Origin of the sequence: Pseudomonas sp. CFSAN084952, from assembly GCF_009648855.1 — a bacterium.
In the GTDB taxonomy this organism is placed as follows: Bacteria; Pseudomonadota; Gammaproteobacteria; order Pseudomonadales; family Pseudomonadaceae; genus Aquipseudomonas; species Aquipseudomonas paracarnis.
Genome location: NZ_CP045767.1, coordinates 4,898,296 through 4,922,135 on the forward strand (window position 1 = coordinate 4,898,296; position 23,840 = coordinate 4,922,135).

General features: G+C 60.9%; 22 protein-coding genes. 13 read left to right on the forward strand and 9 right to left on the reverse strand.

The features are described 5' to 3' along the window. The first annotated feature begins 151 nt into the window (after nucleotides 1-151). Nucleotides 152-1,126 (forward strand): serine/threonine protein kinase, encoded by a 975-nt coding sequence (locus GH769_RS22375; RefSeq protein ID WP_003194811.1) that lies wholly within the window; start codon nucleotides 152-154, stop codon nucleotides 1,124-1,126. 207 nt (nucleotides 1,127-1,333) lie between these two features. Beyond that, nucleotides 1,334-2,218 carry an EamA family transporter RarD gene (rarD, locus tag GH769_RS22380; protein ID WP_032902317.1) on the forward strand — a complete coding sequence of 295 codons (885 nt, stop codon included), beginning with the start codon at nucleotides 1,334-1,336 and terminating at the stop codon, nucleotides 2,216-2,218. A gap of 222 nt (nucleotides 2,219-2,440) precedes the next feature. Here rarD and GH769_RS22385 read toward each other — a convergent pair whose 3' ends face one another. Further along, entirely contained in the window at nucleotides 2,441-2,953 is a 513-nt protein-coding gene (locus GH769_RS22385; RefSeq protein ID WP_003194815.1) for a glycine cleavage system protein R, read from the reverse strand. A gap of 320 nt (nucleotides 2,954-3,273) precedes the next feature. Here GH769_RS22385 and GH769_RS22390 point away from each other — a divergent pair, with 320 nt between their 5' ends. Then, nucleotides 3,274-5,451 carry a malate synthase G gene (locus GH769_RS22390; RefSeq protein ID WP_019817415.1) on the forward strand — a complete coding sequence of 726 codons (2,178 nt, stop codon included), beginning with the start codon at nucleotides 3,274-3,276 and terminating at the stop codon, nucleotides 5,449-5,451. A gap of 159 nt (nucleotides 5,452-5,610) precedes the next feature. Here the strand turns inward: GH769_RS22390 and GH769_RS22395 are convergent, their stop codons facing one another. Next, a complete protein-coding gene (locus tag GH769_RS22395) occupies nucleotides 5,611-6,057 on the reverse strand; it encodes a response regulator (RefSeq protein WP_019817416.1) in 447 nt (148 codons plus the stop codon). 246 nt (nucleotides 6,058-6,303) lie between these two features. On the opposite strand from GH769_RS22395, the gene GH769_RS22400 reads away from it, so the two are divergent. The 8 genes from GH769_RS22400 to GH769_RS22435 all read left to right on the forward strand — a co-directional run bounded on the left by GH769_RS22400 (nucleotide 6,304) and on the right by GH769_RS22435 (nucleotide 15,340). After that, nucleotides 6,304-8,226: a putative nucleotidyltransferase substrate binding domain-containing protein gene (locus tag GH769_RS22400; protein WP_032902344.1), complete on the forward strand. Its 1,923-nt coding sequence runs from the start codon at nucleotides 6,304-6,306 to the stop codon at nucleotides 8,224-8,226. Continuing rightward, nucleotides 8,223-8,930 (forward strand): PolC-type DNA polymerase III, encoded by a 708-nt coding sequence (locus GH769_RS22405; protein ID WP_014720216.1) that lies wholly within the window; start codon nucleotides 8,223-8,225, stop codon nucleotides 8,928-8,930. Before GH769_RS22400 ends, GH769_RS22405 begins: the two co-directional genes overlap by 4 nt. 154 nt (nucleotides 8,931-9,084) lie before the next feature. Beyond that, nucleotides 9,085-9,603 carry an RNA polymerase sigma factor gene (locus GH769_RS22410; RefSeq protein ID WP_019817419.1) on the forward strand — a complete coding sequence of 173 codons (519 nt, stop codon included), beginning with the start codon at nucleotides 9,085-9,087 and terminating at the stop codon, nucleotides 9,601-9,603. Continuing rightward, the gene (locus GH769_RS22415; protein WP_019817420.1) at nucleotides 9,600-10,568 is read left to right on the forward strand and encodes a FecR domain-containing protein; all 969 of its coding nucleotides are present in this window, start codon (nucleotides 9,600-9,602) and stop codon (nucleotides 10,566-10,568) included. Before GH769_RS22410 ends, GH769_RS22415 begins: the two co-directional genes overlap by 4 nt. A gap of 207 nt (nucleotides 10,569-10,775) precedes the next feature. Continuing rightward, nucleotides 10,776-13,205: a TonB-dependent siderophore receptor gene (locus tag GH769_RS22420; RefSeq protein WP_014720219.1), complete on the forward strand. Its 2,430-nt coding sequence runs from the start codon at nucleotides 10,776-10,778 to the stop codon at nucleotides 13,203-13,205. A 61-nt stretch (nucleotides 13,206-13,266) separates the two neighbouring features. After that, entirely contained in the window at nucleotides 13,267-14,370 is a 1,104-nt protein-coding gene (locus tag GH769_RS22425; RefSeq protein ID WP_032902316.1) for a PepSY domain-containing protein, read from the forward strand. Beyond that, nucleotides 14,367-14,549: a hypothetical protein gene (locus GH769_RS22430; RefSeq protein ID WP_014720221.1), complete on the forward strand. Its 183-nt coding sequence runs from the start codon at nucleotides 14,367-14,369 to the stop codon at nucleotides 14,547-14,549. Before GH769_RS22425 ends, GH769_RS22430 begins: the two co-directional genes overlap by 4 nt. Nucleotides 14,550-14,710: 161 nt before the next feature. After that, nucleotides 14,711-15,340 (forward strand): glutathione S-transferase, encoded by a 630-nt coding sequence (locus GH769_RS22435; protein ID WP_032902315.1) that lies wholly within the window; start codon nucleotides 14,711-14,713, stop codon nucleotides 15,338-15,340. Between the two features lie 207 nt (nucleotides 15,341-15,547). Here GH769_RS22435 and creD read toward each other — a convergent pair whose 3' ends face one another. The 4 genes from creD to GH769_RS22455 are packed head-to-tail and all read right to left on the reverse strand — an operon-like array spanning nucleotide 15,548 to nucleotide 19,565. Next, nucleotides 15,548-16,897, reverse strand: coding sequence for a cell envelope integrity protein CreD (creD, locus tag GH769_RS22440; RefSeq protein ID WP_032902314.1), 1,350 nt, complete (start codon nucleotides 16,895-16,897; stop codon nucleotides 15,548-15,550). Between the two features lie 51 nt (nucleotides 16,898-16,948). After that, a complete protein-coding gene (creC, locus tag GH769_RS22445; protein ID WP_032902312.1) occupies nucleotides 16,949-18,388 on the reverse strand; it encodes a two-component system sensor histidine kinase CreC in 1,440 nt (479 codons plus the stop codon). Further along, nucleotides 18,388-19,056 carry a two-component system response regulator CreB gene (gene creB / locus GH769_RS22450; RefSeq protein WP_019817425.1) on the reverse strand — a complete coding sequence of 223 codons (669 nt, stop codon included), beginning with the start codon at nucleotides 19,054-19,056 and terminating at the stop codon, nucleotides 18,388-18,390. The genes creC and creB overlap by 1 nt, the downstream gene beginning before the upstream one ends. Nucleotides 19,057-19,064: 8 nt before the next feature. After that, entirely contained in the window at nucleotides 19,065-19,565 is a 501-nt protein-coding gene (locus GH769_RS22455; protein WP_014720226.1) for an ATP-dependent zinc protease, read from the reverse strand. Between the two features lie 171 nt (nucleotides 19,566-19,736). Between GH769_RS22455 and GH769_RS22460 the strand changes: the two genes are divergently transcribed. Next, on the forward strand, nucleotides 19,737-20,633 hold the full coding sequence (locus GH769_RS22460; protein ID WP_014720227.1) for an acyltransferase: 897 nt from the start codon (nucleotides 19,737-19,739) through the stop codon (nucleotides 20,631-20,633). Between the two features lie 33 nt (nucleotides 20,634-20,666). Here GH769_RS22460 and GH769_RS22465 read toward each other — a convergent pair whose 3' ends face one another. Continuing rightward, nucleotides 20,667-20,945: a hypothetical protein gene (locus GH769_RS22465; RefSeq protein ID WP_130175537.1), complete on the reverse strand. Its 279-nt coding sequence runs from the start codon at nucleotides 20,943-20,945 to the stop codon at nucleotides 20,667-20,669. Between the two features lie 173 nt (nucleotides 20,946-21,118). Beyond that, nucleotides 21,119-21,691: a DUF2780 domain-containing protein gene (locus tag GH769_RS22470; protein ID WP_020302147.1), complete on the reverse strand. Its 573-nt coding sequence runs from the start codon at nucleotides 21,689-21,691 to the stop codon at nucleotides 21,119-21,121. A 136-nt stretch (nucleotides 21,692-21,827) separates the two neighbouring features. Between GH769_RS22470 and GH769_RS22475 the strand changes: the two genes are divergently transcribed. Next, nucleotides 21,828-22,286, forward strand: coding sequence for an anti-sigma factor domain-containing protein (locus GH769_RS22475; RefSeq protein ID WP_019817428.1), 459 nt, complete (start codon nucleotides 21,828-21,830; stop codon nucleotides 22,284-22,286). A gap of 195 nt (nucleotides 22,287-22,481) precedes the next feature. Here the strand turns inward: GH769_RS22475 and fdhA are convergent, their stop codons facing one another. Further along, nucleotides 22,482-23,681: a formaldehyde dehydrogenase, glutathione-independent gene (gene fdhA, locus GH769_RS22480; RefSeq protein WP_014720230.1), complete on the reverse strand. Its 1,200-nt coding sequence runs from the start codon at nucleotides 23,679-23,681 to the stop codon at nucleotides 22,482-22,484. Nucleotides 23,682-23,840: the final 159 nt, after the last annotated feature.

Here is a 23,840-nt window from a genome sequence, read left to right on the forward strand (position 1 = left end):
TCGCAGGCAAGCCAGCACCCACATTTCGATGTGTAAATACATGCCAGTGTGGGAGCTGGCTTGCCTGCGAAGGCGTCCGCACAGCCACCGGCTATCTATGCTGTTACCATACCCGGCCGGACGCGGCGCCCTGCTGCGCGCAGGAGTTCGCATGGCCCACCCGTTTGAAACACTCACCCCAGACCTGGTGCTCGACGCCGTCGAAAGCATCGGTTTCCTCAGCGACGCGCGGGTTCTGGCGCTCAACAGCTACGAAAACCGCGTGTACCAAGTGGGCATCGAAGACGCCGAACCGCTGATCGCCAAGTTCTATCGCCCCCAGCGCTGGACCAACGAGGCGATCCTGGAAGAACACCGCTTCACCTTCGAACTGGCCGAGTGCGATGTACCGGTGGTCGCCCCCTTGGTCCACAACGGCGAGAGCCTGTTCGAACATGCAGGTTTCCGCTTCACCCTGTTCCCCCGCCGTGGCGGCCGCGCGCCGGAGCCAGGCAACCTCGATCAGCTTTACCGGCTCGGGCAACTGCTGGGGCGTTTGCACGCGGTGGGCTCCACCCGCCCGTTCGAACACCGCGAAGCCCTGGGGGTGAAGAATTTCGGTCACGACTCCCTCACCACCTTGCTTGAAGGCAACTTCATTCCCAAAAGCCTGTTGCCGGCCTACGAGTCCGTGGCCCGCGACTTGCTCAAGCGTGTGGAAGAGGTTTACAAGGCCACACCGCACAAGAACATCCGTATGCACGGTGACTGCCACCCCGGCAACATGATGTGCCGCGACGAGATGTTCCATATCGTCGACCTGGATGACTGCCGCATGGGCCCGGCGGTGCAAGACCTGTGGATGATGCTGGCTGGCGACCGCCAGGAATGCCTCGGCCAGCTCTCGGAGCTGATGGATGGCTACCAGGAATTCCACGACTTCGACCCACGCGAACTGGCGCTGATCGAGCCGCTGCGCGCCCTGCGCCTGATGCACTACAGTGCCTGGCTCGCACGACGCTGGGACGACCCGGCGTTTCCCCATAGCTTTCCGTGGTTTGGCAGCGAACGGTATTGGGGTGACCAGGTGCTGGCGTTGCGCGAGCAACTGTCGGCGCTCAATGAAGAACCGCTGAAGCTCTTCTGACCTGGCCCTGCCTCCTGTGGGAGCTGGCTGTCCATGCTCGCCCCCACGCTCTGCGTGGGCGCGCATCCTGTGACGCTCCGCGTCACGATTTAAGAGCAGACGCAGAGCGTCCAAGGCGGCGTTACCACGCAGAGCGTGGGAACGAGCGTTGTCTGACAAATATCCTTACAATTGCGCTTTGTTAGCTGCCTGAGCAAGGATTCTGCAATGCAAGCCGCCAACCCCCGCAAGGGGTATATCCTGGGCCTGAGCGCCTATGTCATCTGGGGTCTGTTCCCGCTCTACTTCAAAGCCATCGCCAGCGTGCCCGCCGCCGAGATCATCGTGCACCGCGTGTTGTGGTCGGCCCTGTTCGGTGGGCTGTTGCTGATGGTGTGGAAACATCCCGGCTGGTTTCGCGAACTGCGCGACAACCCCAAGCGCCTGGCGATCCTGGCCCTCAGCGGTTCGTTGATCGCCGCTAACTGGCTGACCTATGTGTGGTCGGTGAACACCGGGCGCATGCTTGAAGCGAGCCTGGGTTACTACATCAACCCGCTGGTGAATGTGCTGCTGGGCATGCTGATCCTCGGCGAGCGCTTGCGCCGTTTGCAATGGGTAGCGGTGGGGTTGGCAGCGATAGGTGTGGCGCAGCAGGTGTGGCAAGTCGGTAGCCTGCCGTGGGTGTCGCTGGCGCTGGCGCTGACGTTCGGCTTCTACGGTTTGATCCGCAAGCAGGCGCCGGTCAAGGCGCTGCCAGGCCTGGTGGTGGAAACCTGGATGCTGGTACCCATTGCCGTCGCCTGGTTGCTGTTCAACCCGACCGCCCACAGCGCGCAACTGGCGTTCTGGAGCACCTCCGAGGCCTGGTGGCTGGTGGCCGCAGGCCCGGTGACGCTGATTCCCCTGGTGTGCTTCAACGCCGCTGCACGGCACTTGCCCTACACCGCCCTGGGCTTTTTGCAGTATGTGGCGCCGACGCTGGTGTTGCTCGAAGCCGTGCTGTTGTTCGGTGAACACCTGGCGCCGAGCACCTTGGTCGCCTTCGCCTTTATCTGGGCCGGGTTGGTGGTGTACAGCCTGGATGCCTGGCTGACCGTGCGTAAACGCTGATCAAATAACGTACAAACCTCTGCAAGCCACGGCTTTCGTGGCTTGCAGCGTTCGACCCAAAGGTTATCCACAGCCTGATCCCCGCCATTTGTGCACAAGCCCTTGAAACTGCTCGTTTTTTGCTCAACTTGCGCAGAAGGCCGGCGGGCATGGCCTGGCGTCGGGTCTCTACAGGTTATCCACAGGCCCATGCAAGATTTCCCTGCATAACCTTGTGGATCGTTATTCCTCCTGACGCAACTCCACCATCAAGTCATCGGCCAAGGTTTCCAAAGCCTCTTGCAGGGTTTCCAGCGATAGCGTGGCCGGCACTTGCAACAACGCCTCGGCGTTGAACAGCGGATCACCGCTCATGGGCGCCGGGCGCACATCGGTGCTCAGGCGTTCCAGGTTGACGCCCTGCTGGCTCAGCAGCGCGGTGATCTCACGCACGATGCCCGAGCGGTCATTGCCCACCAGGGTCATCAGGATCGGCTTGGACGCCGATGCCTGGCCGCTGCTGCCCTCACCCACCAACACGCGAATGCCATGGGTGGATAAATCCTCCAATGCCCCCACCAATGCCTGGCGCTGCTCGCTCGGCACGCTCACCCGCAGGATCCCGGCAAACTGCCCGGCCATGTGCGCCATGCGGCTTTCCAGCCAGTTACCACCATGACTGGCAATGTTCTGCGCGATGCGTTCAACCAGGCCGGGTTTGTCGGCGGCGATAATAGTGAGTACAAGATGGTCCATGGCGCAGTCCCTCGGTTGGTTGATCCTCGATTATAGACATGCCGCGTTTATCCAGAAGGGACGCGTGATCGTTAACGTCCATAGCAGGCAAACCAGCTCCCCCAGACAAATCGTGTACCATTTTTATATTTATCTGGAACAATCCAATAGTTTTTTGAGAACATCTGGTTCTCCGCTGTGACCGTACGACCAAAGTGGGTCGCTAAACGACGTATTTAGTCTAATTTTCACAACCGCAAGTCATCATGTAGTATGCCCAACCGTGCACTACATAATGAAAATCTGATAAAGCGCATAAGCTCCGCAGAGTGAGGCAAGCAATGACTGAACACGTTCAAGTCGGTGGCCTGCAGGTCGCCAAAGTCCTGTTCGACTTCGTGAACAACGAAGCCATTCCCGGTACCGGCATCACTGCCGACCAGTTCTGGGCCGGTGCCGACAAGGTCATCCATGACCTGGCCCCGAAGAACAAAGCCCTACTCGCCAAACGCGACGACTTCCAGGCGCGGATCGATACCTGGCACCAGACCCACGCCGGCCAGGCCCATGACCCGGTGGCCTACAAAGCCTTCCTGCAAGACATCGGCTACCTGTTGCCAGAAGCCGCAGACTTTGAGGCCTCGACCCAAAACGTCGATGATGAGATCGCACGCATGGCCGGCCCACAGCTGGTCGTGCCGGTGATGAACGCCCGCTTCGCCCTCAATGCCTCGAATGCGCGCTGGGGCTCGCTGTACGACGCGCTCTATGGCACCGACGCCATCAGCGAAGCCAACGGCGCCGAGAAGGGCAAGGGCTATAACAAAGTGCGTGGCGACAAGGTCATTGCCTTCGCCCGCGCTTTCCTCGACGAGGCCGCACCGCTCAGCGCCGGCAGCCATGTCGATTCCACCGGCTACAAAATCGTCGACGGCAAGCTGATCGTCAGCCTCAAAGGCGGCAGCAACAGCGGCCTGCGTGACGATGCCCAGTTGATCGGTTTCCAGGGCCCTGCGGCCGAGCCGATTGCGATCCTGCTCAAGCACAATGGCCTGCACTTCGAAATCCAGATCGACGCCAGCACCCCAGTCGGCCAAACCGACGCCGCAGGCGTCAAAGACGTGCTGATGGAAGCCGCGCTGACCACCATCATGGACTGCGAAGACTCTGTGGCCGCCGTCGACGCCGATGACAAAGTGGTGATCTACCGCAACTGGCTCGGCCTGATGAAGGGCGACCTGGCCGAAGAAGTGGCCAAGGGCGGCCAGACCTTCACCCGCACCATGAACCCTGACCGCGTCTACACCGGCGTGGATGGCAGCGACGTGACCCTGCACGGCCGTTCGCTGTTGTTCGTGCGCAACGTTGGCCACTTGATGACCATCGACGCGATCCTCGATAAAGATGGCAACGAAGTACCCGAAGGCATCCTCGACGGCCTGATCACCAGCCTGGCGGCGATCCACAGCCTCAACGGCAACAACACCCGCAAGAACAGCCGTACCGGTTCTGTGTACATCGTGAAACCGAAGATGCACGGCCCGGAAGAAGCCGCGTTCACCAACGAACTGTTCGGTCGCATCGAAGAGGTGCTGAACCTGGCGCGCAATACCCTCAAGGTCGGGATCATGGATGAGGAGCGCCGCACCACGGTCAACCTCAAGGCCTGCATCAAGGCGGCCAGCGAGCGCGTGGTGTTTATCAACACCGGTTTCCTCGACCGCACTGGTGATGAAATCCACACCTCCATGGAAGCCGGCGCGATGGTGCGCAAGGCGGCCATGAAGGCGGAAAAATGGATCGGCGCCTATGAGAACTGGAACGTCGATATCGGCCTGAGCACCGGCCTGCAAGGGCGTGCACAGATCGGTAAAGGCATGTGGGCCATGCCCGACCTGATGGCTTTGATGCTTGAGCAGAAAATCGCCCATCCGTTGGCCGGTGCCAACACCGCCTGGGTACCGTCGCCGACCGCTGCGGCCCTGCATGCGTTGCACTACCACAAGGTTGATGTGTTTGCCCGCCAGGCCGAACTGGCCAAGCGCGAGCGCGCTTCGGTGGACGATATCCTCACCATTCCTCTGGCCAGCAACACCGATTGGTCCGAAGAAGAGATCCGCAACGAACTGGACAACAACGCCCAGGGCATCCTCGGCTATGTGGTGCGTTGGATCGACCAGGGTGTGGGCTGCTCCAAGGTGCCGGACATCAACGATGTCGGCCTGATGGAAGACCGCGCCACCCTGCGCATTTCCAGCCAGCACATCGCCAACTGGCTGCGCCACGGCATCGTCAACGAAGCTCAAGTGATGGACAGCCTCAAGCGCATGGCGCCGGTGGTGGACCGCCAGAATGCCGGGGATGCGTTGTACCGCCCACTGGCTCCGGACTTCGACAGCAACATCGCGTTCCAGGCAGCGGTGGAGTTGGTGATTGAAGGGACCAAGCAGCCCAATGGCTATACCGAGCCGGTGTTGCATCGCAGGCGTCGGGAGTTCAAGGCCAAGAACGGCCTGTAATGGAAAAAAGCCCTGATCGAAAGATCGGGGCTTTTTTATCAGGTGTGTCAGTTAGACCGCGTTGCCTGAATCGCAGGCAAGCCAGCCCCCACAGGGGGATGCATTTCAAATGTGGGAGCCGGGCTTACCCGCGAAGAGGCCAGGCCAGTCACCCCACACTCAGGGCACCATCCCCAACTCCCGCTTTACCAACTTCGCCAACTTCACGCTATCAATCGGCTTGAGCAAGAAATCCACCACGCTCAAATGCATCGCATCAATCACATCCGGCGCTTCCGCGTCTCCAGACATGATGATGATCGGCAACGCCGCACGGGTGGACTCACGCACCTGGCGGATCAATTCCAGGCCATTGCTGGGCGCCATGCGCAGGTCGGTGATCAGCAAACCGATGGAACTGCTCGTCTTCAACAAATCCCACGCAGCCTCGCCACTTTCGGCAGTCATGCAGCGAATACCATCGAGCCCAAGGATTTCCGCCAGCAATTCACGCGCGTCCTTGTCGTCGTCCACGATCAAAACGCGTTGGGGGGGTAAATCGGGCTCCAGCATCACGGCGCTCAGCGCCTCGCGCTCGGCATCACTCAAAATATCGTGGTCGGACATACGTTTCTCAGCAGTTCTCATCAATCTCCCAGCACACTCGTCAGACATCTGCGGAAGGGCGAACAATGTGCACTTCGTCGGAAAGTTTGCCTAGTGGGCTTTCTACGGGTTTTGGACGATTGTCATGTAAGGTTTTTCCCTAGTTTTGCGCGGTATTCCTCGACCTAGACTTACGTCCAATGGGCACCCACTGCGCAGGAGTCGACCATGCAGCACGATAACGACAAAAACACTGCGGTCACTGTTATGAGTAAAGCTGATGCATTCGCACAGGCGGGTAAAACCGCGGTGTTGCAGAACATCCACGGCACCCTGCAATTCCTGCAACGCTTCCCGCCGTTCAACCAGATGGAACAGGCGCACCTGGCCTTCCTGGTGGAACAGTGCCAACTGCGTTTCTACGGCCCCGGCGACAGCATCCTCAAACCGTCGGGCGGCCCGGTCGAGCACTTTTATATCGTCAAGCAGGGGCGGGTCGTGGGTGAGCGGCCAGACTCGGCAGACACCACCTTTGAAATCGCCACCGGCGAATGCTTCCCCCTCGCCGCCTTGCTGGGTGAGCGCGCGACCCGTACAGAACACAAAGCCGCTGAAGACACCTTTTGCCTGCAATTGAACAAACCGGCCTTTATCAAGCTGTTCGCCCTGTCCAGCCCGTTTCGTGATTTCGCCTTGCGCGGGGTCAGCAGCCTGCTCGACCAGGTCAACCAGCAGGTACAGCAAAAAGCCGTGGAAACCCTCGGCACCCAATATTCCTTGAATACCCGCCTGGGTGAATTGGCCATGCGCCACCCGGTCACCTGCAGCCCGCACACAGCGTTGCGCGAAGCGGTGACCTTGATGCACGAACAGCAAGTCGGCAGCATTGTGATCGTCAACGAACACAAAGCGCCCCTGGGCATCTTCACCCTGCGCGATCTGCGCCAGGTGGTCGCCGATGGCACCAGCGACTTCAGCCAGAGCATTGCCGGGCACATGACCCAGGCGCCGTTTTACTTGAGCCCGGAGCACAGCGCTTTCGACGCAGCCATCGCCATGACCGAGCGGCATATCGCCCATGTGTGCCTGGTGCAAGACCAGCGCCTGTGTGGCGTGGTCTCCGAGCGTGACTTGTTTTCCTTGCAGCGTGTGGACCTGGTGCACCTGGCCCGCACCATCCGCAACGCGCCCCGGGTGGAAAACCTGGTGGCGATTCGCGGTGAAATCGGCCAGTTGGTGGAGCGCATGCTCGCCCATGGCGCCTCATCCACCCAGATCACCCACATCATTACGCTGCTCAACGACCACACCGTGTGCCGGGTGATCGAGCTGACCCTCGCGGAAAAAGGCGACCCCGGCGTGCCCTTCAGTTGGCTGTGTTTTGGCAGTGAAGGCCGCCGCGAACAAACGCTGTACACCGACCAGGACAACGGCATCCTGTTCGAGGCCAAGGACGCCGTCGAAGCCGCCGAAAGGCGTGAGCGCTTGCTACCGCTGGCGCAGCACATCAACCAAAGCCTGGCGCTGTGCGGCTTCAGCCTGTGCAAGGGCAATATCATGGCCGGCAACCCCGAGCTGTGCTTGTCCCGCGTGGAGTGGGCGCGGCGCTTCGGCGCGTTCATTCGTGAGGCGACGCCGGAAAACCTGCTGGGCTCAAGCATCTATTTTGACTTGCGCGTGGTGTGGGGCGAAGAGCGCGGTTGCGAGCAACTGCGCCAGGGCATTCTCGATCAGGTGGCGGATAACCGCTTGTTCCAACGGATGCTGGCCGAAAATGCACTATTGCGACGCCCGCCGGTAGGGCGTTTTCGCGAGTTCGTGCTGACCCGCAAAAATGGCGAAAAGGCCACCCTCGACCTCAAGGTGCAGGGCCTTACGCCTTTTGTAGATGGCGCGCGCCTTTTGGCCCTGGCCAATGGCATCCACGCCAACAACACCCTGGAACGCCTGCGCCAGTTGGTGGACAAGGCCGTGATCGAACCCCTGGATGGCGCCGCCTATGAAGAGGCCTACCACTTTATCCAGCAGACCCGCATGCAGCAGCACCAATTGCAGACCCGCGAGAACCTGCCCTATTCCAACCGCGTCGACCCCGACAGCCTCAACCACCTGGACCGGCGCATCCTGCGTGAGTCCCTGCGCCAGGCCCAACGCCTGCAAAGCAGCCTGAGCTTGCGGTATCAGCTATGAGTTTGTTTGGCTGGCTGCGCGCGAAAAAGCCCGGGCTCAACGCTGCGCAACAGCAGCGCCTGGAGCATTTACCCAAGCCCGCCGAACTGGGCAACGGCCCATTGCGCAGCCAGCGCTGGGTAGTGGTGGACCTGGAAACCAGCGGCCTGAACCTTCACCGCGACCAGGTGCTGTCCATCGGCGCCGTGGTCATCGAAGACGGTGCGGTGGATTTTTCCCAACTGTTCGAACGTACCCTGCAGCGCACCGACACCAAGCTCAGCCCCAGTGTGCTGATCCACGGGTTGGGGCCCAGTGCAATTGCCGCCGGCAGCGACCCGGCCGAGGCGTTGCTGGATTTCATGGCGTTCGTGGGCGACAGCCCTCTGCTGGCTTTTCATGCGCCGTTTGATCAACACATGCTGTGCCGGGCGCTCAAGGACAGCCTGGGGTATCGCCTGGCCCATCCATTCCTGGATGTGGCAGACCTGGCTCCGCTGTTGTGCCCTGAGGCGCATATCCGCGAGGCCGGGCTGGATGATTGGCTCAACCACTTCAGGCTACAGGCTGGCGAACGCCACCATGCCAGCGCCGATGCACTGGCGACGGCAGAGCTGATGCTGATCCTGTTCAGCCGTGCGCGGCAGCAACAGATAGACACGCCCCAGACGCTGCAAGAGCGTTTGGCCCAATGGAAACGGCGCAAACAGTCCCCTTCCCTTTAACGCTTCGCGCCCGACGCGGAGCATCGCGGGATGCATTCCCACGCCGAGCGTGGGAACGATCACCCGACAGACGCCAATTGCGCCCACCCCACGCCTCTGCGACAATCGCGAATAATTCTCGTTAGTTTAAACCTCTTGTTTATTCGGTGATGCCTTGTCGTCGGTCCAGACCCCACGCAGTGAGCTTGTTGGTGCGTTGTATCGCGACCACCGTGGCTGGCTGTTGGCGTGGCTGCGACGTAACGTGGGGTGCCCAAGCCGCGCCGAAGACCTGAGCCAGGACACCTTCATGCGCCTGCTGGGTCGTGACGAGTTGCGCGAGCCCCGCGAACCGCGGGCGTTCCTGGTGGCCATCGCCAAGGGTTTGCTGTTCGACTATTTCCGACGTGCGGCCCTGGAACAGGCCTACCTCACCGAATTGATGCTGATCCCGGAAAGCGAACAGCCTTCGCCGGAAGCCCAGCAACTGATCCTCGAAGACCTCAAGGCCATCGACCGCCTGCTCGGCAAACTGTCGAGCAAGGCCCGCGCCGCGTTCCTCTATAACCGCCTCGACGGCCTGGGCCATGCCGAAATCGCCCAGCGCCTGGGCGTGTCGGTGCCCCGCGTGCGCCAATACCTGGCCCAGGGCATTCGCCAGTGCTACATCGCACTGTATGGCGAGCCGTCGTGACCGCGATCGGCTCCAAACCGGTGTCGTCGCGCGTGCTGGATGCCGCGATTGCCTGGCAGCTGTCCCTCGACTCGGGCGACGGCAGCGCGGTGGAACAGGAAGAGTTCAGCAAGTGGCTGGCCAGTGATGAGGAACACGCTCGCGCCTGGCGCCAGTTGGGCATGCTCGACCAGCGTTTCAGCGTGGCCTCGGGCCCGGCTCGGGCGGCGCTGCTGCAGTCGCGCCACGGCATTCGCCAGCGCGTGCGCAAACTGGGCCGGGGCCTGGCCAGTATCGTGCTGGTGTGCGGCCTAGCGCTGTTTGCCGGTGAGCGTTACGTACCTATTCACTATTGGCTGGCCGACCAGCGCACGGCCACCGGTGAACAGCGCACGCTGAAGCTGGCGGATGGCACGCGGATCAACCTCAACACCCACAGCGCCATTGATGTGCGCTTCGACGAAACACGCCGCTTGATCGTGTTGCAGGCAGGCGAAATTCTCGTCGAAACCGGCCACGACGATTCACGCCCTTTCTACGTGCAAACCCGCGACGGCAGCCTGCGGGCGCTGGGTACTCGGTTTATCGTCAAGCGCGAAGACGACGCTACGCGCCTGAGTGTGCTGCAGTCAGCCGTGGCCGCCCAGCCCGAGGCGTTGCACCACGAACAGGTGTTCAAGGCGGGCCAGCAGGTGCTGATGCGCAGCGACGGCCTTGGCCCGTTGCTGGCCGTCACCCCGGCCACCGATGCCTGGACGCGCGGCATGCTGGTAGTGGACAACGCTCGGCTGGGGGATGTGATCGAGGAGTTGGCGCGCTATCGCACCGGCTACCTGGGGGTGGATAACAACGTGGCCGACCTGCGCATCACCGGCAGTTTCCCGCTGCATGACACCACGTTGGCATTGAATGCGCTGTTGCCGACTTTGCCGGTGCAGATCGAGCAGCACACGACGTGGTGGGTGACCGTCAAGGGTAAGCCTTAGGTCCTGCAGCGCCTGGGCGATTGCTATCGCAGGCAAGCCAGCTCCCACATTTCGAATTGCGAACACCTTCAACTGTGGGAGCTGGCTTGCCTGCGATGAGGCCCTCAAGCACACCTGCGAAAAATATTTTCACTCACCCCTATCACTTTTCGATTCTCGCTCGGCACCTAGGCAATTGAGAAATATTTCCATTCAGGAGCCGCCCTTATGTCCCGCACGCTAGACACCTTGTTGCGCCCCAGCCTGTTAGCCATGGCGATCGCCCTCAGCGCCCCGCTCGCCAGCACCCCGCTGATCGCCGCCGAACAAGCCTCCAGCGTGCGCGCCTATAACCTGCCCGCTGCGCCCCTGGCCACCACCCTGAACCAGATCGCCAGCCAGGCCGGCCTGGCGCTGACCCTCAACCCCGCACTCGCCGCCGGCAAGACCTCGGCACCGGTCAAAGGCCAGTTCGATGCGCAGGGCGCGTTGCGGGAAGCCTTGCGGGGGACGGGGTTGCAGTTGGAGCAGAGCAGTGCGGGCACTTACACCCTGATGCCGGTCCCGGAGGGCGTCGTTGCCTTGCCGACCACCAACATCACCGGCCAAGGCAGCTATGAAAGCGCTTGGGGGCCGGTGGAGGGATATGTTGCAAAGCGCACCGCCGCCGGCACCAAAACCGATACTGCGCTGGTCGAGGCACCACGCTCGATCTCGGTAGCCACCCGCGAGCAAATGCAGGACCGTAACGTGCAGAACCTCGACGATGCGGTCAAATACATGCCCGGTATTGTGTCTGCCAGCTACGGCAGCGACACCCGTTACGACTGGATGCGCGTACGCGGCTTCGAGCCGACGCAATTCCTCGATGGCCTGCCACTGCCCCGTGGCGTGTACGCCAACCCAAAAGCCGAAACCTGGAACCTCGACCGCCTCGCCCTGCTGCGCGGTCCGGCTTCATCGGTTTATGGTCAAACTCCACCTGGTGGCTTGCTGGACATGGTCAGCCGCCGTCCCAGCGCCGAACAGAGCAGTGCTATCCAGGTGCAATACGGCAGTGACAACCACCGCCAGATCAATTTCGAAAGCACTGGCAAGATCGATGATGAGGGCCAGTTTCTCTACAGCGTTGGCGGCGTGGTGCGCGATGCCGGTACCCAGGTCGATCACATCGACAACAAGCGGTACAACATCGCACCGAGCTTGACCTGGAATATCGACACCGATACCAAGTTGACCTTGCTGTCGCAGTTCACCCGCGACGATACCGGGGCGACCAGCCAGTTCCTGCCGATAGTCGGCACCAAGATCAAGTCGCCACTGGGTGACGTTTCGCATCATAAAAACCTGGGCGATCCGGACTACGAGTTCTACGACCGTACCTATTACGCACTCGGCTACGCATTCGAGCACCGCTTCAACGATACCTGGCAGTTCAAACAGAATCTGCGTTACACCAAATCAGAATTGTCGTTCCAACAATTGACCGTGGGCGCCTTTGCCTGGGCACCGGTCGACGCCGAAGGCAATATGGACCGTTCTTCGACCAACGTGGACGAGAACATCGGACAATTGGCGGTAGATAACAACTTTCAGGCCGACTTCTCCACCGGCGACGTCACCCACACCCTTCTACTCGGGCTTGACCACCAGCGTACCGATACCTCGTACCTGTCGATTTACGGGCAGGCCGGACGAGTCAACATCTTCAACCCGGTCAACACCACGCCAGTTGAACGCCCCGCACGCTCCGGCGCTTTCTACGACTACAATCAGAAAACCGTCCAGACCGGCCTCTACGTCCAAGACCAGATGGCTCTTGATAACTGGCGCTTGACCCTGGGTGGCCGTGAAGACTGGGTGCACCAAGGCACTACGTACCTCAACAAAAACGACGCGACCAATACTGACCGCAGCAAGAATTTCAGCGGTAACGCGGCACTGAGCTATGTGTTCGACTCGGGCTTCGTACCGTATATCTCCTACGCCGAATCTTTCCAGCCGGCGAGCAACGCCAGCGCCTCTCCTACAGAATCCTATAAGCCCACCGAAGGCAAGCAGTGGGAATTGGGGATCAAGTACCAACCGCCGGGTTCGAACACGCTACTCAGTGCCGCGCTGTATGACCTGACCCAGAAGAACGTTCTGGTCAGCAGCTTCCAGTCCGGTGGTGTTTCTGTCACCGACCAGACCGGCGTAGTGAAAGTCAAAGGCCTGGAGCTGGAAGCCGTATCTGACGTGACCGAAAACCTCAAAGTGATCGCTGCCTACACGTTGGCCAAATCCGAAGTGCAAAAAGGCGAGTTCAAAGGCAACCGCCTGCAACTGATGCCTAACCAACAAGCGTCCTTGTGGACCGACTACACCTGGCACACCGGCGCGCTCGACGGTTTCGGTATCGGCTTCGGCGCCCGCTACACCGGCAACACCTACGGCGACCAGGCCAATACCTGGGCCGGCAAGGCCAACGCCTACACCGTCTTCGACGGCGCGCTGCACTATGACCTCGGCCGCCTGGACAACAGCCTCAAGGGCGCGTCGGTGAAAGTGAACGCGACCAACCTGTTCAACAAGGACTACATTTCCACCTGTGATGGCTCCTATTGCTACTTCGGCGACCAACGCAGCGTCGTCGCCAGCGCCACCTACCAGTGGTAATCAGCTGAGTTAACCACCAGGCCGCCCAAAGGGCGGCTTTGGTGCATCTGAAGGCTCGACAATGAAAAGCAAAACCATCCGCCGCTGGTCCTTCATCCACACCTGGACCAGCCTGATCTGCACCGTATTCCTGCTGCTGCTCGCCCTCACCGGCCTGCCGTTGGTGTTTCACCACGAGATCGACCACCTGCTGGGCAATGAGCCCGAACTGGCGCAGATGCCCGCCGATACGCCCCGGCTCAACCTTGAGCAGCTTGTGGCTAAAGCCCAGGCCCATCGCCCCGGCGACGCCATGCAGTACCTTGCCTGGGACGAAGACGACAAGAACGGTGTGATCGCGATCATGGCCGCCACAGCCGGTACCGAGCCGAATTCGTCGCACACCTTCATGCTCGACGCCCGCACTGGCCAAGCAGTGGAAACCCCCGCAGCCAATGGCGGGCTGACCCTGTTCCTGCTGCGCCTGCATGTGGATATGTTTGCCGGGTTGCCGGGCAAGTTGTTGCTGGCGTTCATGGGCCTTCTGTTTGTGCTGGCGATTATCTCGGGCACGGTGTTGTACCTGCCGTTCATGCGCCGCTTGAAGTTCGCCACCGTGCGCCAGGACAAGTCCACTCGCCTGCGCTGGCTCGACCTGCACAACCTGATCGGCGTGGTCACTTTGACCTGGGCGTTGGTGGTGGGGGTAACCGGCGTGATCAGCGCCTGCGCCGACCTGATCATCGCCGCCTGGCGCCAGGACAGCCTCAGCGCCATGATCGAACCTTACAAGAACGCCCCGCCGCTGACCCAACGCGCGCCCGCCACCGAGTTGTTGAGCATTGCCGCCAAGGCCGCTCCGGGTATGGAGCCAGACTTTATCGCCTTCCCCGGCACGCGTTTTTCCAGCGAACATCACTACGCCGTGTTCATGAAGGGCAGCACCCACCTGACCTCCCATTTGCTGACCCCGGTGCTGATCGACGCCAGCACCCTGGCCGTCACCGCCATCGCCGAACGGCCTTGGTACATGGACGCCATGGGCATGTCCCAACCCCTGCATTTCGGTGATTACGGCGGCATGCCAATGAAGGTCCTGTGGGCGGTGCTGGATGTGTTGACCATCATCGTGCTGGTGAGCGGCATTTACTTATGGATCGTACGGCGCAAGGCGGCCAAGGTATGAAGCCGCGGCAGTCGAATGTCTGGAAGGTCTTTGCCATACCGCTGGGGATCGGCCTGCTCAGTGCTGCCGGGTTGTTTGCGGCGTTGCTGGGCGATGGGTGGTGGGATTCGTTGAGTTGGATCGGGCTCGGGATACCGGCAATGATGGGGGTATGGGGGTTGGTTAAGCGGCGCGCCTGAGGTCGCTATCGCAGGCAGGCCAGCTCCCACATTTTGACCTGTGAACACAGTCCAATGTGGGAGCTGGCTTGCCTGCGATGAGGCCCGCAAAAACAACGCAGCCCCTCGCCAGGCACCGCACAACCCTCTAGGCTAGCCACACTTCACCTCGAGGAATGCCCATGTCCGCCCCCAGCATGACCTTGTTCCACAACCCCGCTTCGCCCTTCGTGCGTAAAGTGCGCGTGCTGCTGATCGAGACCGGCCAGCAGGATCGTGTGGCCCTGCACGCGTGCCTGCCCACTCCGGTCAACCCGGATGCCGAAGTGCTGCAAGGCAACCCCGTGGGCAAGATCCCGGCCCTGCGCCTGGCCGACGGCTCGGTATTGCACGACAGCCGGGTGATTCTCGATTACCTCGACCACCAGCATGTCGGCAACCCGCTGATCCCCCGCGACGGCTCGGCCCGCTGGCGGCGCCTGACCCTGGCCTCGATGGCTGACGGCATCATGGATGCCGCCGTGCTGCTACGTTACGAGACCGCCATGCGCCCGCCAGAAAAACACTGGGCTCCCTGGCTGGATGAACAGCGCAACAAGATCCGCCGCGCCCTCGCCGAGCTGGAGCGGGACGCCATTGCCGAACTGGCCAGCCACTTCGACGTCGCCGCCATCAGCGTGGCCTGTGCCCTGGGCTATATCGACTTTCGCCACCCGGATATTCAGTGGCGCTCGGACACTCCCAAGCTCGCCGCCTGGTACGCCGAAGTCAGCCAGCGGGCTTCGATTCAGCAGACCCAACCCCCGGTTTGACCAGCCCCCTGTAGGAGCGAGCTTGTTGTGGCGAGGGAGCTTGCTCCCGCTCGACAGCGCAGCTGGAGCCGGCTTTATCAGGGGCGCTTCGCACCCCAGCGCAAGCAAGCTTGCTCGCCACCACAAGCTCGCTCCTACAGTGAGAGGCGGTGTGATTGAGGAAGTTGACCATCCTCGCTTTCATCCGCTGATCTTCGCGCAGCCCGATCATTGCACTTCCCCCACCTTACGCTTGCCCACCCCATACCAATCCAGTTTGCGCGTCAGCACCATCACCGTACCCAGCAGGCCAAACAGCAGCAGCGAGCCCATCAACAGTGCGTAATCCTCGGCACTGAGCAAGCCGTACAGCAAGCCATACAACGCCGCCAACCCTGCCGAAAACCCCAGGCCGTGGGCGACGCTGCGCAGCACATGGCACACGTAGAAGCCGATCAACACCACACAGGCGCTGGCCGATATCAGATAGGCCAGGGCAAAGCCCAGATGCTCGGACAACGACAACAGCAACAGATAGAAGAACGCCAGCGCCACGCCCACCAAGGCGTACTGAATCGGGTGCACCGCCAGACTCTTGAGCACTTCGAACAGAAAGAAACCAGCGAAGGTCAGCGCGATAAACAACAGCGCGTATTTGATCGCCCGGTCGCTCTTGAGGTACTGGTCTACCGGGTCGATGAAGTTCACACCAAAGCTGCGGTTGCTGAAGTCCTCACAGCCTTGCCCGTCCAGGCAGTTCTGCAGGGCTTGTTCCAGGTTGGTGGAGAAGAAGGACGTCTGCCAGTTGGCGCTGAAGCCTTGGTCGGTAACTTCACGCTGAGCCGGCAGGAAGTTGCCGATAAAACTCGGGTGCGGCCAGTTGGACGCCAGTGATACCTGGCTGGTCTTGCCCACGGGCACCACTTGCAGTTGTTCGGTGCCTTGCAGGCGCAGGTCGAAGGCGAAGTCCAGCACGGCCGCTTTCTTGCCGTCTTGCGCAGGCAACGTCACATGCACGCCCTCACCCAGCCAGTCCACTTGCGAACCCGGCGAGAACTCCAGGCGCTGATCGCCCAGTTCCAGCTTCAACGCGTTTTCAATACCACGAATATCGCTGATCCCCACCGCCAGAAACGCCGGCTCAAAGCGGTAGTCGGCAAAGTCTTCGGTGATCCCCAACTGCGCCGGCAACTCGAAACGCCCGCTGATACGGTTGTCGGCATGGAACAGCCGCGCCTGGTAAATGCCCCGCGCACGCAGTTCGGTTTGCACTTTGCCGTCGAGCTCAAAACGGTCCGGCAGGAAATACAGACGGCCGCGTTCTTCACGGGTTTCTTCGTAGCGCTTGTTGAGCTTCTCATTGAGCTTCCACTCGCGCACCGTCTTGCGAAACGGCACCACCATCACCGGCCCGGTGAGGCGCTGGGCAAAGCTTGAGCTGCGGGCAATGTCCATCAGTACGCCGTCGCGCAGTTGCTGACGGTCGCTGATGATGCCGTTGATCATCAACAATGGAATCAGCAACAGCAGGATCAGCAGCGCAATCGCGCCCAATTTGAAAAGCAGGTTGCGGTTCATGGGTCTCTCCCTGTTTTGATGGGGAGAGTCTGCCCAGTCGGTATGGGGAATTTATGTGGGCAATGTGGAGACTGTGTGGAGATGCAGTACCGCTTGCACGCCGCCCGGTACGTTGCCGATCTGCAACGTACCGCCGTGCAGCTTCATCACCTCCTCGACAAAGTTGAGCCCCAGGCCCGTACTTTTGCGCCCGCTGGCCGGGCGCGGCAGCGAGTAGAAACGCTCGCTCAGGCGCGGCAAGGCGTAGTCGGGAATCGCCTGCGCCTGGTTGAACAGGCTGACCTGCACCTCGTGATGCCGCACCAGCGCGCTGAACCTCAGCGTGCCGCCGGGTGGGGTGAAATCCAGAGCGTTGTCGAGCAGGTTGCCCAGGGCCTGGCGCAGCAGGAAAGGTTCGCCAAATACCCGCACATCGGCGGCGATGGCCTGCTCGACGTGCAAGCCGGCGCCTTCGACCCGCGCACATTGAGCCTTCAACACATCCTCAACCAGGGCTGCCAAAGAAATGCTCGACTGCTCTTCCAGACCTTGGCGCTGTTCCACCTGGGCCAGGTTCAACAGGCGCTCGATCAGCTGTTGCAGGCGCGCACTTTCGCTGTCGATATTGCCGACAAACCGCTGCTGCTGCTCACGGCTCATGTCGCCCTGCAACAGCTCCGCCGCACCCCGAATCGCCGCCAGCGGGCTCTTCAATTCATGGGTCAGCGTATGCACGTAGCGCTCTACGTAAGCCTTGCCTTCCAGCTGCGTGCGCATGTGTTCCACGGCGCTGGATAACTGCTTGAGCTCGCCGCCGCGATAATGCGGCAACTCGGCGCGGCGGCCCTCGCTCACGGCTTCGGCATAGGCGGTAAGGCGTCTGAGGGCCGCCGTCAGCCACCACGACAATAGCGCGCCCAGCAGCAGCCCGAGGGTGACCAGCCCGGCGCCGTACCACAGCAGGCGCCGCTCGGTGCGATCCACGTAGGGTTGCAACGAGCTGTTGGGCTTGGCCACCGTGACCACGCCGATGATCTGGCCGTTATCGCGAATCGGCGCCCCCACGTGCATCACCGATGAGGTGGGGTCGTCTGCATCGCTGCGGGTGGAGCGCGCACCGTATTCGCCACGCAGGGTCAGGTACACGTCGTTCCATTTCGAATAGTCCTGGCCCACCGCTTCACCGCTGGAGTCGAGCAATACCCTGCCCTTGGCGTCGGTCACGTAGATGCGATGGTTGACCTGGTTTTTCGGCAGGCCCCAGATCGTCGCTCCCGGCTGGCGACTGCCATAAGCCTTGAGCAATTCGGGCCAATGGCTCTGGCCGAGGGTGCCGTTTTTAACGTCTGCACGCAGGATTTCAGCCAGCAGGTTGGCGGTGTCCACCAATGTTTCTTCGGTGGATTGGCGCACGCCGGGGCGGATTTCCTTCATCACGGTGTTGAGCACGAAGTAGCCGGTCAGGCCGATAAACAGCGCATACACCAGGAAAATCCGCAGCCCAAGGCGCATCAGCTGTGGCTCGGGCTGTAGCTGTAGCCGAGGCCGCGATGGGTCTGGATCGGCTCGGCATCCGCCGCCACACTCCTGAGCTTGCTGCGCAGGCTCTTGATATGGCTATCGATATTGCGCTCATAACCGGCATCAAAGGGTACGCCCACCGCATCCAGCAGTTGTTCGCGGCTGAACACGCGCTCGGGTTGGTCCAGCAGACTTTGCAGCAGGCGGAACTCATGACGCGTGAGGCTCAAGGGTTGGCCACGATAGAGAATCTGCATGCGTTCCAGATCCACTTGGAACAGGGTTGGCGCCACACCCGGGCCGACCCGCTTGAGTATCGCCCTGACCCGCGCCGCCACTTCCCGCGGGCTGAAAGGCTTGACCACATAATCGTCGGCACCGATCTCCAACCCCACCACCCGGTCGATCTCCGCATCCCGCGCACTGAGGAACATCACCGGCACTTCACTGAAGCGGCGCAATTGCTTGCAGGTTTCAAAGCCGGTGATGTCCGGCAGGCCGATGTCGAGAATGATCAGGTCAGCCGGGGTCTGGCGCTGATGCTCCAGCGCCGCCTGGCCGAGCGTCAGCCAGGTGGTGGTGAAGCCCTCGCCTTGCAGGGCAAAGATCAGCGTGTCGGCTATCGCCGCTTCGTCTTCGACAATCAGGATGTGCGGCATGGGTTCGATCAGCAGTCCGGTTTGTCGGCAGTGTAGCGACGTGCCGGGTTTACCGCAGCGCCAAATTCACGCAGGGCCTTGGCGCCGATCAGCAGCGGGTAGTTGAAGCTGCTGCGGTCGGTGAGGTTGACCTCGACGGTGCGCTTGACGTCGCCCAGGCACATCTCCAGATCGATCACCGGGCGCTTGGCCACGCTGGCTTCGTCCTTGTCATCGTCTTCGTCGGCGCGGCTCTTGATCTTGCTGATGCGCGACACCTTGTGCTCATAGACCTTGTTACCCGCGTCTTCACCGCCGAGGCGGAAGCGCACCCAGTCATCGCCGTCGCGCTGAAAGGTTTCGATGTCGCGCGCCGACAGCGAGGCGGTCAGCGCGCCGGTGTCCATCTTGGCCTTGAACGTCTGGCCGATCTCCGGCAACTGGATGTATTCGTAGCGACCGTAGAGCGTGGGCTCGGCCGCCATGACAGGGACGGCAACCAGAGCGAACGCAGCAAGGAGTAATTTCACGGCAGGATTTCCTCGAAAGAAGTGGGCGGAGTCTAGACCGCAAACACGGCACTTAGTTGGCTGAGCGAGCATATCGCGCACAGTGTGAAACATTCGTGCGGCATTTTGCGATTTGGCCTCTAGACTCACCTTGCTTATCATGGCCCGCCCACAGAATTCCAAGAGTTGCTTATGCGCCGCCTGCTCACCGGCTGTCTGGTTACACTGCTGCTGTTAGTCAACACGCTGATCCTGATCGGCCCCTTGATGGTCTTCGCCCTGCTCAAGCTGGTGGCGCCAGGGCGCTCGCGTGACTATGCCTCATGGGCGGTGATGTGGATCGCCGAAACCTGGGCCGAGATCGACAAGCTGATCTTCGCCGCGTGCATCCCCACCCAATGGGATATTCGCGGTGGCGAAGACCTGCGCGGCGATACCTCTTACCTGGTGATCAGCAACCACCAATCCTGGGTCGATATTCCCGCGCTGATCCAGGCATTGAACCGGCGCACGCCGTTCTTCAAGTTCTTCCTGAAAAAAGAACTGATCTGGGTGCCCTTCCTCGGCCTGGCCTGGTGGGCGCTGGATTACCCGTTCATGAAGCGCTACACCAAGGCATTCCTGGCCAAGCACCCGGAGCTGGCGGGGCAGGATCTGAAAATCACCAAAGAGGCCTGCGAGCTGTTCAAGCGTCAGCCGGTGACGGTGGTCAATTACCTGGAAGGCACGCGGTTCAGCGAGGCCAAGCGTGCGCAGCAAAGTTCACCCTTTACTCGACTACTCAAGCCCAAGGCAGGCGGCGTAGCGTTTGTGCTGGCAGCAATGGGTGAACAGCTGGACGCGGTACTCGACGTGACCGTGGCCTACCCACAACAAAAGATTCCAGGGTTCTGGGACCTGATCAGCGGCGCGGTGCCGAAGGTGATCGTGGATATCCGCACCCGCGAGCTGGACCCGGCGTTGTGGCAAGGGGATTACGAGAACGATCCGGCGTTTCGCCAGACCCTCCAGAACTGGGTCAACCAGCTCTGGAGGGAAAAGGACCGTCGAATTCACGAACTGCTGGAAAACAGTGGGGAGCAACGATGACCGCTTGGCCCCGCAAGATGCTACGAAACCTGACTATAGACAGCGGAAAGCGTGCTTTCGGGCAAGGCCGTTGAACAGAGCTGTCGCTGACCAAGCATTATCAATTCCACCCAGCACAATAGAACGAAGCCCAGGCGACAGATCTTCGTCATTTTTTTTGAAGCGACTCGCCGATGCTGTGTAGCTGTCAGAGTGAATCCCCATCTCTTCCAGGCGCGAGCGCAACGCTTGATCATCAGCGCCACTGCGTGAAAGAGGAGGCGGACTGAAATAGTTTTTGATGTCTGGAGTTTGTGTCCCGTTGATATTCAAAACGCCACCACTCATAGGTCATTAATGAAACCTTCCAAGATCGTCGTAAACGAGACCTTGGAAGGTACCTTTATTGTGGTGTCTTGCTTCTTACGGTTCCCTACAACCTTGTGATATTTACCGGTATGACATTTCAGTCTTGCTCGTTATAAAAACGACCTTTGCGCAGGTAACTAGCTACCGGTTCCCCAGGCTTGAGCCAATTTGCCCAATACGGAGCTGCTGGCGCCCTCGCCGCCGAGGTATTTCAGGATTACCGGGGCAAACTGGCCGATCATGCCGCTGTCCATGCCCAAGGCGCTGAAGGCGGTGTTCAAGTCATTGGTGCTTTTCACATTGCCCAATAGGCCGTCCAAGCCGCTGGTCTTGCTGCCGCCGGTTTGGCCGAGCATCCCGCTCAGGGCACCGAGGCTGCCCAATGCGTTATTACCTGACAACTTGTCGAGACCCGGCACAGTGCTGCTCAACTGCGAGAAGTCGTTGCCGCTGAGTTTGTTCTTGGCCAGGCCCAGCATGGCGCCCGTGCCGCCCACCGCTTGCTCGGGGGTGATGTTCAGTTGCGAGGTCAAGGCCGTCAGCAGGTCGGCCGTCTCCGAGGTGGGCGCGGCGGCGGCAGCCTTGTTGTTGCCACCCTGCATGCCGGAAATGGCGTTGGCTGCATCGCCAAGGCTGAAACCTGCTGCGAACACCGGGCCAGCGGCCACGGTCAACAGGCAGGACAGGGCAAAACCGCGTGAAATCTTCATCGAAACAACCTCTGGGTATAGGGGTAAAAGCAGGCGTTGGACTGGGTAACCCGTCGGTTGTTCCGGAGCCCCTCAGGAACCCATCGAGGATAAGCGGGTCCATGAACTGACTATAGAATTTGTCGAGAAGAGACTTATGACTGCGATCCAACCCCCAGTGATTGAGCACAAGCCTGCGTTCTGGAGCCGCCCTCGCCTGTTCATCGGCGCCTGCGTGGTGGTGGTTGCCGGTATCGGCGGCGCGCTCTACACCCAGGACAGCGTCAAATCCGCGGCGACATTGGTGACCACGACCCAACAGCCGGCCGCACAGATCATGGCCCACAAGGACTACCTGGAAGTAGAACCGATTGCCTCCACGGCACCAGCACCGGACCAGAGCCTTGAACTCTGGGCGATTCCCAAAGACGGCACACCGGTGTCCCTTGGACTGTTGCCGGAGGATGGCAAAGGCATCATCGGCCTGAACCCACGCCAACAGGAAACCATCAGCAAGCCGGTGGAATTGATGGTGAGCTCGGAAACCAAGGGTGGTTCGGTGAGCAAGCAGCCAACAGGCCCGACCGTCTACCAGGGTGCATTGGCCACTCGCTGATCGGGCCGCACACTCGTTTCAAACTGTGGGAGCGGGCTTGCCCGCGATTGCGGTGGGTCAGCGACATAGATGTCGACTGATTAGCCGCTATCGCGGGCAAGTCCGCTCCCACATTGGCTCATCAGTGCGTTGAAAATTGGCTCCAGGCAACGAATAAGGGCGACCCATGGGTCGCCCTTTTCATTTGGCCAATGCTTATGCAGCGCTGAACAACTTGTGCGGATCAATCACAAACTTCTTCGGCACACCCGCATCGAACTCGCCATACCCGCGTGGCGCATCATCCAGGCTGATCACCTGCACACCGACGATTTCGGCGATGTTGATACGGTCCCACATGATCGCCTGCATCAGTTGACGATTGTACTTCATCACGGGCGTCTGCCCGGTATGGAAGCTGTGGGATTTGGCCCAGCCCAGACCAAAGCGGATGCTCAGGCTGCCCATTTTCGCGGCGGCATCGACCGCACCTGGATCTTCAGTCACGTACAGACCTGGGATACCGATCTTGCCCGCCACGCGCACCACGCCCATCAGCGAGTTGAGCACCGTGGCCGGGGCTTCGGCCTTGACGCCGTCGTGGCCGTGGCCGCGTGCTTCAAAGCCCACGCAGTCTACGGCGCAGTCCACCTCCGGCTCGCCGAGCAACGCGGCGATCTGTTCGTGCAGCGGGGTGTCAGTGGACAGGTCGACCACTTCAAAACCCTGGGCCTTGGCGTGGGCCAGACGGATCGAGTTGACGTCGCCGATGATCACCACCGCTGCACCCAGCAAGCGAGCGGAGGCGGCAGCCGCCAGACCCACCGGGCCGGCACCGGCGATATAGACAGTGCTGCCTGGGCCGACGCCGGCAGTAACAGCGCCGTGGTAGCCGGTGGGCAGGATGTCGGAGAGGCAGGTCAGGTCACGGATTTTCTCCATGGCCTTGTCGCGATCCGGCAGTTTCAGCAGGTTGAAGTCGGCGTACGGCACCAGCACGTACTCGGCCTGGCCACCGGTCCAGTCGCCCATGTCGACGTAGCCATAGGCACCACCGGCACGGGCCGGGTTGACGGTCAGGCACACGCCGGTGTGTTGTTCCTTGCACGAGCGGCAGCGCCCGCAAGCAACGTTGAACGGCACGGAGACCAAGTCACCGATTTTCAGGTTCTCTACGTCGCTGCCCTTCTCGATCACTTCACCGGTGATTTCATGCCCCAGCACCAGGCCGGTCTGGGCCGTGGTGCGGCCGCGCACCATGTGTTGGTCGGAGCCGCAGATGTTGGTGGAGACCACGCGCAGGATGACGCCGTGCTCAATCTTCCTGCCGCGCGGGTCCTGCATTTTGGGATAGTCGATTTTCTGTACTTCGACCTTGCCGTTGCCGAGATACACGACACCACGATTACCAGACATGCTTTCACCTCGCTGTTGTTTTTATGGAACTGCGTTGCCCTTGGGGCAGCGCGTTAAGTGCTCGGGTACAGATGCTGTTTCTTGTGTTGCTTGTAAGGGCCTCATCGCAGGCAAGCCAGCTCCCACCGTGGATCGGGTTCACACATCCAGGAATGTGGG

Excerpts from the sequence above, each read along its gene's own strand:
- GH769_RS22375 (WP_003194811.1), top strand. The coding sequence starts at position 152 with ATGGCCCACCCGTTTGAAACACTCACCCCAGACCTGGTGCTCGACGCC.
- GH769_RS22400 (WP_032902344.1), top strand. The coding sequence starts at position 6,304 with ATGAGTAAAGCTGATGCATTCGCACAGGCGGGTAAAACCGCGGTGTTG.
- GH769_RS22425 (WP_032902316.1), top strand. The coding sequence starts at position 13,267 with ATGAAAAGCAAAACCATCCGCCGCTGGTCCTTCATCCACACCTGGACC.
- GH769_RS22475 (WP_019817428.1), top strand. The coding sequence starts at position 21,828 with ATGACTGCGATCCAACCCCCAGTGATTGAGCACAAGCCTGCGTTCTGG.
- GH769_RS22435 (WP_032902315.1), top strand. The coding sequence starts at position 14,711 with ATGTCCGCCCCCAGCATGACCTTGTTCCACAACCCCGCTTCGCCCTTC.
- GH769_RS22420 (WP_014720219.1), top strand. The coding sequence starts at position 10,776 with ATGTCCCGCACGCTAGACACCTTGTTGCGCCCCAGCCTGTTAGCCATG.
- GH769_RS22470 (WP_020302147.1), bottom strand. The coding sequence starts at position 21,691 with ATGAAGATTTCACGCGGTTTTGCCCTGTCCTGCCTGTTGACCGTGGCC.
- fdhA (WP_014720230.1), bottom strand. The coding sequence starts at position 23,681 with ATGTCTGGTAATCGTGGTGTCGTGTATCTCGGCAACGGCAAGGTCGAA.
- GH769_RS22390 (WP_019817415.1), top strand. The coding sequence starts at position 3,274 with ATGACTGAACACGTTCAAGTCGGTGGCCTGCAGGTCGCCAAAGTCCTG.
- rarD (WP_032902317.1), top strand. The coding sequence starts at position 1,334 with ATGCAAGCCGCCAACCCCCGCAAGGGGTATATCCTGGGCCTGAGCGCC.
- GH769_RS22395 (WP_019817416.1), bottom strand. The coding sequence starts at position 6,057 with ATGTCCGACCACGATATTTTGAGTGATGCCGAGCGCGAGGCGCTGAGC.
- creC (WP_032902312.1), bottom strand. The coding sequence starts at position 18,388 with ATGCGCCTTGGGCTGCGGATTTTCCTGGTGTATGCGCTGTTTATCGGC.
- GH769_RS22385 (WP_003194815.1), bottom strand. The coding sequence starts at position 2,953 with ATGGACCATCTTGTACTCACTATTATCGCCGCCGACAAACCCGGCCTG.
- creB (WP_019817425.1), bottom strand. The coding sequence starts at position 19,056 with ATGCCGCACATCCTGATTGTCGAAGACGAAGCGGCGATAGCCGACACG.
- creD (WP_032902314.1), bottom strand. The coding sequence starts at position 16,897 with ATGAACCGCAACCTGCTTTTCAAATTGGGCGCGATTGCGCTGCTGATC.
- GH769_RS22430 (WP_014720221.1), top strand. The coding sequence starts at position 14,367 with ATGAAGCCGCGGCAGTCGAATGTCTGGAAGGTCTTTGCCATACCGCTG.
- GH769_RS22460 (WP_014720227.1), top strand. The coding sequence starts at position 19,737 with ATGCGCCGCCTGCTCACCGGCTGTCTGGTTACACTGCTGCTGTTAGTC.
- GH769_RS22405 (WP_014720216.1), top strand. The coding sequence starts at position 8,223 with ATGAGTTTGTTTGGCTGGCTGCGCGCGAAAAAGCCCGGGCTCAACGCT.